13 protein-coding genes are annotated in these 13,791 nt (G+C 42.6%); 10 read left to right on the top strand and 3 right to left on the bottom strand.

Annotated elements, in window-relative coordinates; all coding sequences use genetic code 11:
- Positions 1–127: 127 nt before the first annotated feature.
- The 9 genes from ACJJIZ_RS05070 (at position 128) to ACJJIZ_RS05030 (ending at position 8,445) form a co-directional block, all read left to right on the top strand.
- Entirely contained in the window at positions 128–436 is a 309-nt protein-coding gene (locus ACJJIZ_RS05070; RefSeq protein WP_444915413.1) for a hypothetical protein, read from the top strand.
- Between the two features lie 57 nt (positions 437–493).
- Positions 494–751: a hypothetical protein gene (locus ACJJIZ_RS05065; RefSeq protein ID WP_444915412.1), complete on the top strand. Its 258-nt coding sequence runs from the start codon at positions 494–496 to the stop codon at positions 749–751.
- 93 nt (positions 752–844) lie between these two features.
- Complete coding sequence (locus ACJJIZ_RS05060) at positions 845–1,183, top strand: hypothetical protein (RefSeq protein ID WP_444915411.1); 339 nt, start codon at positions 845–847, stop codon at positions 1,181–1,183.
- A gap of 86 nt (positions 1,184–1,269) precedes the next feature.
- Positions 1,270–1,506, top strand: a complete 237-nt coding sequence (locus ACJJIZ_RS05055) for a hypothetical protein (protein WP_444915410.1) — start codon at positions 1,270–1,272, stop codon at positions 1,504–1,506.
- 81 nt (positions 1,507–1,587) lie between these two features.
- On the top strand, positions 1,588–1,806 hold the full coding sequence (locus ACJJIZ_RS05050; RefSeq protein WP_444915409.1) for a hypothetical protein: 219 nt from the start codon (positions 1,588–1,590) through the stop codon (positions 1,804–1,806).
- A 144-nt stretch (positions 1,807–1,950) separates the two neighbouring features.
- Positions 1,951–2,427, top strand: a complete 477-nt coding sequence (locus ACJJIZ_RS05045; RefSeq protein ID WP_444915408.1) for a hypothetical protein — start codon at positions 1,951–1,953, stop codon at positions 2,425–2,427.
- A gap of 487 nt (positions 2,428–2,914) precedes the next feature.
- On the top strand, positions 2,915–3,724 hold the full coding sequence (locus tag ACJJIZ_RS05040; RefSeq protein ID WP_444915407.1) for an outer membrane beta-barrel protein: 810 nt from the start codon (positions 2,915–2,917) through the stop codon (positions 3,722–3,724).
- A gap of 1,325 nt (positions 3,725–5,049) precedes the next feature.
- Positions 5,050–7,575: a plasma-membrane proton-efflux P-type ATPase gene (locus ACJJIZ_RS05035; RefSeq protein WP_444915406.1), complete on the top strand. Its 2,526-nt coding sequence runs from the start codon at positions 5,050–5,052 to the stop codon at positions 7,573–7,575.
- Between the two features lie 39 nt (positions 7,576–7,614).
- On the top strand, positions 7,615–8,445 hold the full coding sequence (locus tag ACJJIZ_RS05030) for a polyphosphate kinase 2 family protein (protein WP_444915405.1): 831 nt from the start codon (positions 7,615–7,617) through the stop codon (positions 8,443–8,445).
- 805 nt (positions 8,446–9,250) lie between these two features.
- Here the strand turns inward: ACJJIZ_RS05030 and ACJJIZ_RS05025 are convergent.
- Positions 9,251–9,565 carry a cupin domain-containing protein gene (locus ACJJIZ_RS05025; RefSeq protein ID WP_444915404.1) on the bottom strand — a complete coding sequence of 105 codons (315 nt, stop codon included), beginning with the start codon at positions 9,563–9,565 and terminating at the stop codon, positions 9,251–9,253.
- Positions 9,566–9,876: 311 nt separating this feature from the next.
- Here ACJJIZ_RS05025 and ACJJIZ_RS05020 point away from each other — a divergent pair, with 311 nt between their 5' ends.
- Complete coding sequence (locus ACJJIZ_RS05020; RefSeq protein ID WP_444915403.1) at positions 9,877–10,935, top strand: hypothetical protein; 1,059 nt, start codon at positions 9,877–9,879, stop codon at positions 10,933–10,935.
- A gap of 133 nt (positions 10,936–11,068) precedes the next feature.
- Here the strand turns inward: ACJJIZ_RS05020 and ACJJIZ_RS05015 are convergent, their stop codons facing one another.
- Both ACJJIZ_RS05015 and ACJJIZ_RS05010 read right to left on the bottom strand, forming a co-directional pair.
- Positions 11,069–12,103, bottom strand: a complete 1,035-nt coding sequence (locus ACJJIZ_RS05015; RefSeq protein ID WP_444913809.1) for an IS481 family transposase — start codon at positions 12,101–12,103, stop codon at positions 11,069–11,071.
- A 121-nt stretch (positions 12,104–12,224) separates the two neighbouring features.
- Complete coding sequence (locus tag ACJJIZ_RS05010; RefSeq protein ID WP_444915402.1) at positions 12,225–13,694, bottom strand: aryl-sulfate sulfotransferase; 1,470 nt, start codon at positions 13,692–13,694, stop codon at positions 12,225–12,227.
- Between the last annotated feature and the right edge of the window lie 97 nt (positions 13,695–13,791).

Here is a 13,791-nt window from a genome sequence, read left to right as displayed (position 1 = left end):
AATATAATTACAGTGAAATGTTCTAACCAGCCTAACCAGCGGCGGCAATACGCAGCCGTCGGCTGCTGGACTCAGCACTATATGCTTCGCCGTTGCGCCAGGCGTTATGTTTTAGGAGATTGATGCGGTGACATGGATGATATTGGCTTCACCGGCAGCTATGGCGCTCATCGTTCTTCTTATTATTCGATTGTTTAGCAAGGTTGGAGGATACACCCTTTGCTGTATGCTCTTCCTAGTCGGAGTCGCTCTATCTGTGTATGACTTCTATGCCGGTATTATGAGTACGGAGCACTTGGCTGGTGACTGGGATTGGATTGGTATCGGGATTCTACTAATAATGGGGCTAAGCGTGGTGGCTGGTTGCATTTTGTTTTTGGTATATTGCGCACTCCATGCGGCACTTTCACAGAAATATAACAAAACCCAGTGGTAAATCCAGCGTCGCTGTCTGGACAAATCAATGCGGCTGCGCCGCTATGGATGGCGTTAAATGAAGAAAGGAATTAAGAATACAGGAATACAATTACTGATCTTATTGGGCTTGTTTGTTGCTTCTATCGTTTGGTGGAGGCTTTGGTTTTACCAAGGCTTCGTTGGCCCCATTCCTTTCTTACATTGGTTTATCAGCGTGGATGGTGAGGCCTCGTATGACTTAACCTATTGTGAAATACTTATTCAACTTATACTGATTTGGCTATTATCTAAAGTGTTTTACTATATAAAAAAACGTTATGGTAAGAGTATTTAACCACCTCAGGCACGCGACCCACTTTTCGTTCCGCCTTTCCGCTACACAAATAGTGCTCGCATGCTAAAGGCGTTCTGTGTCAAAGGAGTTATCGTGAGTATACCTAAAAAGGGAAGTAGAAAAATTGTAGTAGAAGGAAATTCGTACCGTTGGATCGTACGAGACCGGCCGACTTACACACAAGCTTGTCAAGGTGGGAAAATGCTTGCTACTATTGAATTAGATAGCCAAAAAGGTTCTACGTTATCGGTTGAATTCAAGTGGCTGCGTCCAGATGTTACAATAACTAGCTATCCAAACTCTGTGACGCCAAAGTTAATTGAGTCATGTATTAAGAGTGCAATAAACGAAGGCTGGAATCCAATTAATCCTGGTCCAGCTTATAATTATTATTGCGAACTAGATCAACACAGAGCAAATGTATCAAATTGATGCCTACACTATCGCTTCGGCACAGTTTATACAGACGTATTGTGTAAAAGGATTTTATGACACTTTTCATGTTAGGTATTCTTTCGGTGACAGTATTATTGCCTTGGGGTCAAAAACTACTGATTTATTGTACTGTCCTATGGTTTTTGTTGTGGCTTATCTTTTTCTTACAAACTGAGCGTGAAAGTAACCCAATTTATGATGTAGGTATAGTTGGCGATAGTACTACTTTAGGTATTTCAATTTTGGCCTTTGCTATCGTAGTATTTGCACGTAGCTTTATTCATTTTGTCATGAATAAAGCTAATCATAATCAAGTATGATAAGCGTAGGTAGAATTGCAAATACCACATATTTGCTGGACCTCCGCCATTTGGTGAATGTTAACTATCTAAGGGCTTTCGATGCAAATTAAATTGGTACATCCAGTAGTAAAAGCCTTCCTGATTTATTTTTTAAGTGTTATAACAATTGCGATGCTCTTTGCCCTATTTGGTGATTGGATAAAGGAAAAAACCAACTACTCGCTCATTTTGAAAGGATACATTGTTGGCCCCCTCGTTTGGCCGGTAGCTTATTTGGGGCTGATTTATGATAAATCGAAAAGTTCAGACAATAGTTAGTGATGACAACTCCAAATCTTACCAAGGTTACAAGCTGATAGGGAGGCAGCCACATAACAATCACAGGCAACGCGACGACTTTTTCATTTCGGCTTCGTCTTCATTTTAAAGCCCTGCATATTGCGGGGAGTATGAGGCTTATGAATGCATACCTACGAACTTAAAAAGAAGATTTGGTCTGAGAATGACTTCTCCATAATGGGGTGGCACGATTCCAAAATATGGGGTTTCCTGGCTGATACGGAGAATTTCGAGTTTATGATAGATCTCGATTACATTTTTCAATGGATTCATCCAAGAAAAGGGGAAACATATTTTAAGTTCTGGGTTGCTCCCGTTACGATGGTATTTGAAAATGCTTACGATATTTTACTTGACATTGAATCCAGGCAAGGTGAGCTAGAAGTCGCCGACTTGCATATGGTGAATGAGAGAAAAACAAAGAATGGTCGCTTCGATGAGCACGATTTTCGTTTTGACTGCCAGGAAGGGGAATTTAAAATAAGCGCCACTGGTTTCAAAATGTACGTTCGTAAAGCACCAATTTTACAGAGTAGGAAAGCTTTGAATTACAAATTACGCGGAGGTATAAATTTTAGCCGAGAGTACAGTAGCTCATAATAAGTGACTATGGTCGCTCATCAAGCTTTTAAGCCATACTTTCATTCCAATAGGTGTTATTTTTTACCATCATATTCAGGGTCGTAATCTGCTTTCTCATGCAGAAAATCAGAGCCACCTTTTTAGGTTTGCCAGAGTCGACTAATCGCTTATACATCGGCTTTAGTATGGGATCATATTGTATGGCGAAGAGTTTGTAGTTGTTTAATGGTATCCTTAATGCCATTTTTATCGCTGGTAAAACTAAAGAATTAATCAGTAGATCTCACACAAATATTCAGTTGTTTGCTAGGGGTATCGATACCAATATTGATCTCTTGAGGTTCCATAAGATAAGCTATCTCCGCCTTGCTATCCGGGCTCGAGGCCCACATGACTATTCGAGTTATGCCCAGTGAGTGTCTGTCACGTTCCTACTTGCTAACAGTCTTTATAAACCGGCGCAGTAACGAACTGTGACAAACAAGGCCTTCGGTGGCCGCCGAAGGTGGATCTCAATTTACCCATTAGCGAAAAGGATTTTCAAAATCAGAATCGATCAAGAACAACCATACAAGTCGCAGCAATCGCTCTCTTTGATCTCAAAAGCAGTCAAAACGCTACGATTATTTGGCTGTCTTTTTGCGAAGCGTTACTTACGGAGGAACTCTTGAAAAAAACAATCTTATTTTTATTCAGTATATTTGTCACAAGCAATACCATCGCTCAGGAAGATAATTATTACTTAAGAATATCTTATGGCAGCGTTGACACAGATATTGAAGCCCAAAAAGTTATAGATAGTTATGATTTTTCACTGTCAGATTCAGAAGGCTGGAGCTTTTCAGCCGGTTACCGGATCAATAGATATCTCGCTTTAGAAGGTGGATTTAGCGATTTAGGGGAATCTAGTGGAATGTACCACTTTCCAAGCACAGATACTAACTTTAGCATTACAGAAAACCTCAGTTCAGAGATTAAGTTAAAAACACTAGGCTTATCTATTTCTACTGATACGAAAAAAGCATTATATACAGGGCTTCGATTTGGATATCAGCGCTGGGATGTTAAATGTAAATTCAAAGGGGAGTATTTGGAGTACCTTGCGGCCCCAACTGTTATTGGTGCTCTAGGTAGTGGGGGACCTGTTGAATACTCAGAATCAAGCAAATGGCGTAACGATGGTTACGATTGGTACTATGGGATATCAGCAGGTTGGAATTATCAGAGTTGGGCAATAAGCCTGGAACACACAATCTATAAGATGGATAACGAAACCCCTTCTTTCGCTGCATTAGCTCTTAGCTACAATTTCTGAATCATCGGTTTGCAGATTCAAAGGCGGCCTCATGGAGGGCCGCGCTGTTATTAAAATAGTATCAGACCCTTGATACATCTCTATCTAGATCAATTCTCACGGATAGACCAAGTGGTATGATAACAACTCTAGAAAAATTAGGCGCTACGTGACAATCTAAGTGTTCACCGTCATCGCTATGAGTCCTCACTTAACGGCCAGTAGCTCAAGCAGCAGAGATTGGTGCGTGGTATCATTGGTTTAATGTTTCTCTTAAGAGGTAGGTATTTAGCAAATTAATGCTATTCATCTCAGCACTAGGGTTTCATCGGGCCGTCACTACTTCGCAGATCAGGTCATAAAAAATATTATTAATCATGAAAATCGGTAAATTCAAAGACTTTCATTCCCAACTTATATTCTCTATAGGGGTCGGATTTATTTACCCAGCGATTCTTTCATTACTTCTTGGACTCTCTTCCTACATCGACTTATTTAATTCGTTAATAATCGATGGAAAGTTGTATGATCCACGTGTTCCCAGGCACCTAGAGATCTTAATGAATCATCAATTCCCTATGGGTTTAAATTTCTCAGAATGGAGCAAGATTCTTGACTTAACTGCCTTTTTAAGTTGCGTTTTAATTGCTTCATTGTTGACATATACACTTAACTGCAAAATGAATATGAGGAACTGGTGTCTATCTCTTATTTATTCGCTCGCTATTGTCTTCGGAGTAACTTTTTATTATCTACCTATCGTGAAGGTTTGGATTCTTGCGCTAAATCAAATATCTACCATGATAGCTATACTTGTTGTCCCATTTCTGGTTTCAGTCATATCTCGATGGATCTTTTTAACAAACGCAGGTACGCAGGACTAAATGTCCGTTGCGCTTCAATTTAGTCCATACCGCGGGCGTTATACCCACGACCTATCCACGTTTAGTAGGTACCCTATATAGTTATAAAATCCACTATAAGCTGACGAGAACTAAGGAATATCCGGAAAGCACCCTCATGTAGTCTATACCTGAGGCCTGTTGGCCAAGGGCTACAGCATGGATTGCTATTCGAAACCCCGTAGAAAAACCGCGACGTTATCAAGATAGGTTGCCCCTGCGGCTTAATCAGTTGTCACGGATATATCCCTTTCAATAGCCCGCAGGAATAATGGTTTTTCACGCCAGCTTAATGCCGGCTATTTTATCTTTAACTCTACACCTTCAAATTTCTCTTACCACCGTCACCAATGTCCACATAGCGAATGGCGCAAACTGCTAGATTGAGTTATCTAGTGCTGGAAAATACTCCACAGGTAAACCTTTGTCATTGGGAAAACCAAAGTGCAAGGTCAAGAATCATCGCCAAATAATCAAAACAACAGCGACCAGCAATCGCTGGATTTGCAGAACGCTGATATTGATGCAGTTTATACTGAACTAAACACATCACCCGCCGGCCTCACCAAAAATGAAGCCAGCGCCCGCCTGCAAAAATATGGTCCCAATGCCATTCAGGAGAAGGAGCAAAGCGCACTCGCTAAGTTTTTGCGATTTTTCTGGGGCCCCATTCCCTGGATGATTGAAGCGGCCGCATTGCTCTCTGCATTAATTGGCCACTGGCCCGATTTCGCCATCATTATGGCCCTGCTGTTGTACAACGCGATTGCCGGGTTTTGGCAGGAACACAAAGCTGCCAATGCGCTGGCAGCACTGAAGGCCAGCATGGCCCCCAAAGCCAATGTATTAAGGGATGGGGAGTATCAATCTATCGATGCGGCGATGGTGGTCCCAGGCGATATAGTGCGAATCAAGCTAGGGCAAGTCGTGCCTGCTGATGTGCGCTTTACCGAAGGGAAATCCATCAGTATTGATCAGGCTGCCCTTACCGGGGAATCTCTACCCGTCAGTAAGAACATCGGTGATATTGGCTATTCCAGCAGTATCGCCAAACGCGGGGAGATGACCGCTGTTGTCATTGGTACCGGGCACAATACATTCTTTGGGCGCACCGCCCAACTTGTTGCCGGCGCAGGGCAAAGTGCCTCACATTCGCAGAAAGCCGTCACCCATATCGGTGACTTCCTCATCGTGCTGTGTTTGGTGCTGGCCGTTATTCTGGTGGGCACAGAGTTATACCGCGATATCGTGGTCGCCGAAACATGGCACTGGTCAGATATCATCAATATTCTCCGCACTGTACTGGTGTTGCTGATCGCATCGATTCCCGTTGCCATGCCTTCGGTCATCACTGTGACCAATGCTCTCGGTGCCCTGGCGCTATCCCGTAAAAAAGCGATCGTCTCGCGGCTGGAGTCCATCGAAGAGTTGGCTGGTGTTGATATCCTCTGCTCAGACAAAACCGGCACCCTCACCAAGAACCAATTGTGCCTCGAAGAACCTACCTTATTCAGCGCGGAAAACAACGACCAGTTAATTCTTGCCGCCGCTATCGCATCTGAAGCAGGCGCCAGTGATCCAATTGATCAAGCAGTTTTTGCCGGCCTGAAAAATAAGGAAGAACTGAAGAAATATAAGGTTGAGGAATTCACTCCCTTTGATCCGGTGAGCAAACGCACTGAAGTCAAGGTTCAGAATCAGGATGGGCAAACCCTATATTTCAGCAAAGGGGCCCCCCAGGCTATTGTCGACTTATGTAACTTGAGTGGTGCGAAGGCCGACAAAGCCGCTGCTTGTGTGCAACAACAGGCCTCCAGGGGACTGCGCTCCCTGGGCGTTGCGCAGAAGGCAAACGGCTCACCGTGGCAATTCCTGGGTATTCTGTCTCTTGAAGACCCACCTCGGGATGACTCCAAAGACACTATTCAGCGCGCACGGGAACACGGGCTTCAAGTAAAAATGATTACGGGTGACGATGTGGCTATCGGCAAGGAAATCGCCACCCAAGTCGGTATTGGAACAAATATTTTCGCTGCCAGTAGTGTGTTTACAAAGTCCCAGGATATGGACCACCTGCCATCTACTATCGTCGACACCGTTGAACGTGCAGATGGGTTTGGCCGGGTTTTTCCCGAACATAAATATGCCATTGTGAAAGCATTGCAAGGCAGAGGTCACCAGGTTGCCATGACTGGCGATGGTGTGAACGATGCGCCGGCCCTTAAGCAAGCTGACTGCGGTATCGCCGTTAGCGGAGCAACCGACGCCGCACGCGCGGCTGCAGCCATTATCCTGACCTCTCCCGGACTATCAACCATCGTCGATGCCATCGATGAAGCCCGAAAAATATTTGAACGCATTATTAACTACGTACTTTTCCGGGTATCCATGACCCTGGATATTATGGTCGTGGTTGTCTTTGCTACCATAATGTTCGGCTTCTCGCCCCTAACCCCGGTTATGATCGTACTAGTGGCTCTTCTTGATGACATTCCCATTATGACCATTGCTTACGATAATACTCTGCTTCCCAAGGAACCTGTGCATTGGCAAATGCGAGACTTATTACTGGGCTCCAGCATTATCGGCCTTTTTTCTATTGCTCAAACAATGGGTATTCTCTTTATTGGAATGGAATGGCTCAATAATACCAACTGGCAATCCTGGATCGCATTAAATAAAGAGCAAATTCAAACCATCGTATTTTTACAGATCGTAGCGGGAGGACATCTACTGTTATTCGTTGTGCGCTCTCGTACAGCTTTCTTTTCCAAACCACTACCCGCTTTCCCTCTGTTTATCGCAATTGTTGGCACCCAAGCATTTACCGTGCTGATGTGTGGATTCGGCTGGCTGGTGCCGGCAATACCCTGGACTATAATCGGTCTGGTATGGCTATACATGATTATCTGGATGTTTTTCCTGGACCTGGTCAAGAAACTTCTTTATCGAAGATTAAGTGATATCTGAGCCATCTACAAAAGCCTAAAAAAGGTAGGCAGTCGAACTATGAATTGTTTCGAAGATTTCAGGGTAAAGCCTGGCAGCAAGATAAAGCTCTCCGAAATAGATCCGGGCTTCAAACATTGTTACGAAAGTCGTGAAGAGGCACTCCCAGACACCCAGCGTATAGATGAGCAGATACGTTCATTCACTTACAAGCTTTACGCTGAGCGTAAAACATCTCTACTTATCTGCTTGCAGGGAATCGATGCCTCGGGGAAAGATGGCACCATCAAGCATGTATTAGGCGCAACAAATCCACAAATGTGTAGAGCGACTTCCTTTAAGGAACCTTCAAAAGAAGAGAGCGAGCATGATTTCTTATGGCGATATCACAAAGTAACCCCTGCCCGGGGGCATATATCAATCTTTAACCGCTCTCAGTATGAGGGCGTACTGATTGAGCGAGTGCATAGTCTGGTTCCGATGGACATTTGGAGCGAACGCTATGAACAAATTAACAACTTTGAAAAATTACTCTCTGAAAGCAACACAATAATACTGAAATTTTTCCTTTATATCAGCCAGGATGAGCAGTTGGATAGATTCAAGCAACGTATTGATGATCCCGCCAAACAGTGGAAAATCAGCGAAAGTGATTATACTGAGGCAAAATATTGGGATGAGTATATATGTGCTTTTGAAGATATGCTAAATCAATGCAGCACCGAATACGCGCCCTGGTTTGTTATCCCCGCAAACCACAAATGGTTCCGGGACTTGGCCGTAGCCTCGATTATTTCTGAAGCATTAAAAAAATTAAATCCACAGTTCCCTGCCCCCACTGTCAACCTGGAAGAGATAAAAACCAAGTATCATCAACTTAAGAATTCTTAACAAATTAAAAGCTAAAAAATTAAGGTTCTATTATTCCTTAAACCTTTAATAAACAAGTTATCTTTTAATCATAGATTTCTATCAGAGGAATTAAAGTGGATGCGCTGGGCAGCTCGCCGTCATTCTCAATAAATTATACAAAGTCACTCTGCCTCAATACGAAATCAGCTGCAGTATCATTTTCCTCTGGCCACTGACCCCAAATAAGTATTCAATTGTTATCAGTAGCAAATAACTGTATATCGTTCACCCAAATTCATAATCAGGGATAATGAAATTATCTTCTATCGCAGAATTTATCCACCCATAACTATTGAAGCTTTTCGTCCTAGTACTAAATATACTGCAGCATAGTTTTCTATAAAAAATTCACCCCAAGGCCTAGCCCATAAAAAAGACCTCTCGAATAGACATACATAGGGTATAACCGCTAGATACTCCAGCCGTCGATCTGATTATAGATAACCAAAAATAAAATTTTATAAAATCTATGCAGATATCACTGCTTGACGTAAGACTAAAATAAAAAACCAGGTAGTATAAACTACCTGGCAGAAAAGGATTTGACTTGGTATCAAACGATCAGACCAAATTAAAGCTATCCAATTTAAGCAAAGCCCCGAAAATTTTAACAGGCCTCTTCGGTATATGGAGATATGCACAGGCTGACCTGCTAGTCAGTAGACACACCTGTCTTAAAGCTAACAATACTAACTCGTCAGAGGACTTTAGATCCGATTTACATTGGTAGGTATAGAACTCTTGATAGGAGCTCATAAGATTTATATCTTAAAAGATAACTGCTTCACTGAAAGAAAACTGCCAACCATATAGTGGCTTCATCTTCAGCTGTCTCCACCACCCGGTGCCTTTGATTTGCCCCAATCAAGAAGTTATCCCCCTTCCCCAGGTGGTGCCTCTCACCATTTTCCATTTCAATAACACCATAACCGGAAAGTACTAACACCCACTCATGCTCATCTTGATCATACCACCCTTTTTCCGGCGAGGACTGCCCGTAAGATATAATCCGCTCAACCCTGCAGCTTTTCCCCTCTAGCAAACTCTCAAAATGCTCCCTAGAGTGATCACCTGGTAGTTGAGTGAAAAAATTACCCATAAGTCTCCCCTAACATTAAATCGGCATGAACGAAAATTTACAAAAATACAACTATACTAGAACTAATGGGCTCCACGATCGGGATTAATATAGAAAAACATACGCCAACCGAAATCAAAATGAGCCCGAGACCAAAAAATAGAATATCTTTTACTAAACCTTCAATATTGGCTCTTTGACGCCCCCAAAACACAACACTCACATAAAATATAAAATATAAAATATAAAATAGATCATTCGAAATAGATATGAGCACCTATTAAACAGCAGCAGATACCAGATCACGATCCATAAAACACAAAGAACATATAATGACTATATATTTACATTCAGGGCTACATAAAACCGGCACCACAGCAATACAATGTTACGCCTATAAATATAGAAGGCTGTTAAGAAGTAAAGGTATTTTATATCCCATTATTCATCGAAATTTAATTAGCATAGATAAGGGTCACCATCTTTTTGCACACTCATTTTCCGATCACCCTGAAAGTCCACCTATCTCCAGAGGAAAGTTGCTAGCATATGATTGGAAGTCAAAGTCGCAGAAAAACAACCTTGATCTATTAATTAGTGCAGAGCCTATTTGTCGACATACTTATAAAACAAAAGATTGCTCCTGGATTGAGGCTCGGCACCATTATTTAGAACAGCTCTCCAACACATTACCCCCAGAGCAAACTAAAATCATCTTAACCTTGCGCAGACAAGATAATTTTGCCCAGTCTCTCTACAAAGAACATATTATGAAAGGAGTATCTCCACTAGCGAAACTGTCATTCAAGGAGTTCCTATCAAAGATAGAAGGTAGAAATCTGAACTTTTATAAAAATATAGCAGCATTCAAAAAGTTCTTTCCCAATATACAAATACTCATTTACGAGCAGCTATGTAATGGCGACCTACCAGTTAATTTCTTTCGTGCTCTAGGGATTTCCGGCCTACCAAACTCTAACAAAATCATAAGAGAGAGCCTATCAAATGAAGAGGCCGCTTTAAAACAGATATTAAACCAGCAAATACACTCAAAATCTGAAAATGCAAAACTATTGAAATGGATAAAATCTAGCAATACACAAAATATAATCAAGCGAACACTACCAAGATCACCACACCTATGGAACTCTGATGAAGATAGAGCTAATTTTTTAGATCGATATTCACAGGAAAATAAAAAAATAAATGATGAGTTCCTCGAAGGAGGTGAAGAACTGTTTCCATCAAATCATACACTTCCCAAAAAAAAGCCTAACATTATCACGCTAAAGCCATATTTAATTAAAACACTTCAAGCCCTATCTAGTGATATTCAACAGTTACTGGGGGAATACCGCTTTAGAAACATAATCAATGCTATAGAGCACTGATTGCCAAATCTGGTTAGAAGTCCTTTAATAAGAATCGCCAGCAACAAAGTATGTTACTGGCGCCTAACTTGTAGTAGTTCAGGCTTGATCTGACAGTTACCGGTTTTTCAGAAGGTACTCTGTCAGGTCAAATTCAGTTTACGAGTTTCTCCTTCCAGATACTTTTACCCTCTTCAAGGGTTACCATCGGTGTGCGACCACAACACTTTTTACCCTGATGAGTTCGATCATTATTGTAATATACGAGCCATTCGTCCAGATCCTTTTGTAGCTCTTCTATTGATCCATAGATCTTTCGTCGTAACGATGGCTGGTAGAACTCTTGTAATATAGTTTTATGGAAGCGCTCACAGATACCATTTGTTTGTGGGTGCCTGGCTTTTGTCTTGGTATGTTCTATCTCGTTGATATTCAAGTACAACTGATAATCATGCTGCTCCAGCTTGCCGCAATATTCAGTACCGCGGTCAGTCAAAATACGCAACACCGGCAGATCATGCATGGCGTAAAACGGTAATACACGATCATTCAGAAGATCTGCTGCTGTGATTGGCGTCTTAGTGGTGTACAACTTGCAATGGGCTACCTTTGCATAGGTGTCGACATAGGTTTGTTGGTAAACACGCCCAACCCCCTTAAATGTTCCTACATAGAAGGTGTCCTGAGAACCTAGATAGCCGGGGTGTTGAGTATCAATTTCCCCGCAGGCTTCATCATCATGTCGCTTTCTTTCCAAGGCCTGAACCTGCGACTCCGTGAGGATTAGCCCCTCCTTAGCCACCTTGGCTTCAAGTGCTTTTAATCGTAACTTGAAGTTAGCCAGGTCGTTCCGTAACCAGATACTCCGAACACCACTAGGGGACACGAATACGCCACGTTTACGTAGCTCATTGGAGACTCGAACCTGTCCATGGGCAGGCTCTTGGAGGGCATAAGTCAACACGGCCTCTTCAATTGCTGTGTCAACACGGTTCTTGTGGTTAGGCACCCGTCGACTCTTTTCAAGAAGGGCGTCCACACCGCCACTTGAAGCAGCTTCCTTGTACCGATAGAAAGTGTCTCTCGAAACACCAAGCATCTTGCAAGCTTTTGAGATGTTGCCAAGCTCTTCTGCAAGATTGAGCAATCCGGTCTTGTGTTTGATGATACGATCATTAGTATGGATCATGGGGTTTATCCTTGGTTTTGTTTTTAGGTTTAGGCACCTTCATCAAAACCGGTAAACCCCTCTTTTTCAAGAGGATGTGTCAGATTTGGTCTGAACTAATACACCTAACTATTTAGAGGATCTAAAGCGATAAATCACTTACCACTGATATATCATTCCAAGTAAAACGCTCAGCACGATATACACTCGTATCATTGACTATCATCTCCCAAACCGTCTCTGCAGTCTGATCGCCGGCGATTTCAACAATATATGCATCTCTATTGTTGCCGGTACTAGCACTGGATGGGCCGCCCGCGCAAAGTAGAATATTCCCACCGGGAAGTTCATCTACATCCCCTAAAGAATTGGTGTACTTTGGTGCAACGTACTCCCAAGTTTGCACTGCCACCATTTCCTCTGTGTTTAAAGAGAATTTCACTGCGCGGCTATTATAGACCTCACCACTGTATTCGGACTCATTCCTATTATCGTAAATCAGAATGTCTCCGTCTGACGCAAGCATAGCTGCATGCTGAGAAGCCATCCAGGTGCCATCTTGCAATGAAAATAATTTCTCAAGAAATCCCTCGGAAGCATCCAAATCCCTACCCATAATCCAGTTTACTTCGCCACTATTATGATCAATATTGACCACCCAGCTTTGAGAGCGACTTGACAGTAAAATCGAATTATCGGCAGAAATATAGTGTAACGAGTTAGAGTGAGTCCAATCCAGCGCACCATTGCTCGCTTCTCGATTGGCTAACTCACCGGGGAAACGCTGAGTATCGAGATGATCGAATGCAGACCATTCCCATACAGTATTGCCCTGCCCATCCACTTCAAGAATCGCATCTCCTTTTATCAATTGACCATCAATTGTTTCATAGGCGTTTGTTAATACCAGTAGATTTCCATTTTCAAGAAGAATTGCATCGTGGTGATAGGCTGGCAGCTCAAATGATTGGAGCGTTTCACCGGCAAAGGAGATAATCCTTGCTTCCTGATCCAACAGCAACATTAAATTGCCATCCTGTAAATTGCGCACTACCGGAGCTCCGGTTAGAGGAACATCTCCGTGAAGGTACCAGACAACCTCACCCTCCTCATCGAATCCCCAAAAGGTATTATCCCTGTCACCTGAAGGTGCAAAAATAGTTACACCTCCTTCGCTTTGCTCTGTAAATGTAGTTACCTCAACTGGGGGAGCGCCTTCAGGTAACGAACCAGTCTTGAAAGAAATAGTCGAACTCTGCACAACGTCTCCACTTTCCAGCATTGCCAGTGCAGTAAAACGGTAAGTGGTATCGGCCCTTAAACCTACTAGGGTCATATCATGCTCTGTGCCCCAGTCGGTATAATTTGTTCGCCGACGGTCGGTTACCGCCGAGTTGATCCTGATCGCCACTCGCGACTCACTGCTAGTCGATACTTGTGCATTAACCATTAAACTATTTAGTGGATGCATCGAAAGGGTTAATTCTACTTCGTCATCCAAAATAAGCAGAGTTTCATTCGCTTGCTCTACCTCAACACTCACGCCCGGATTGCTGTAAAGCATTACAATAAATACTAGAAAAAATATGGGTAACGTCGATCTTCCAGTCATAGCCAAATCCTATTTAATAAATATTAAAAGTAATCATCCCTACCCTGGCATTTCATTTTCAGGGGAGCTTCCAATAATCAGCTATCACATAACGCAA

The sequence above is a fragment of the Microbulbifer maximicatervae (SeqCode) genome, assembly GCF_052467225.1.
The sequence above is the reverse complement of the archived record's forward strand: the minus strand, read 5'-3'. Positions and strand labels throughout refer to the sequence as shown.

Bases quoted from the DNA above. Each gene is read 5' to 3' on its own strand.
- ACJJIZ_RS05025 (WP_444915404.1), bottom strand. From the start codon at position 9,565: ATGGGTAATTTTTTCACTCAACTACCAGGTGATCACTCTAGGGAGCAT.
- ACJJIZ_RS05010 (WP_444915402.1), bottom strand. From the start codon at position 13,694: ATGACTGGAAGATCGACGTTACCCATATTTTTTCTAGTATTTATTGTA.
- ACJJIZ_RS05030 (WP_444915405.1), top strand. From the start codon at position 7,615: ATGAATTGTTTCGAAGATTTCAGGGTAAAGCCTGGCAGCAAGATAAAG.
- ACJJIZ_RS05045 (WP_444915408.1), top strand. From the start codon at position 1,951: ATGCATACCTACGAACTTAAAAAGAAGATTTGGTCTGAGAATGACTTC.
- ACJJIZ_RS05020 (WP_444915403.1), top strand. From the start codon at position 9,877: ATGACTATATATTTACATTCAGGGCTACATAAAACCGGCACCACAGCA.
- ACJJIZ_RS05065 (WP_444915412.1), top strand. From the start codon at position 494: ATGAAGAAAGGAATTAAGAATACAGGAATACAATTACTGATCTTATTG.
- ACJJIZ_RS05015 (WP_444913809.1), bottom strand. From the start codon at position 12,103: ATGATCCATACTAATGATCGTATCATCAAACACAAGACCGGATTGCTC.
- ACJJIZ_RS05050 (WP_444915409.1), top strand. From the start codon at position 1,588: ATGCAAATTAAATTGGTACATCCAGTAGTAAAAGCCTTCCTGATTTAT.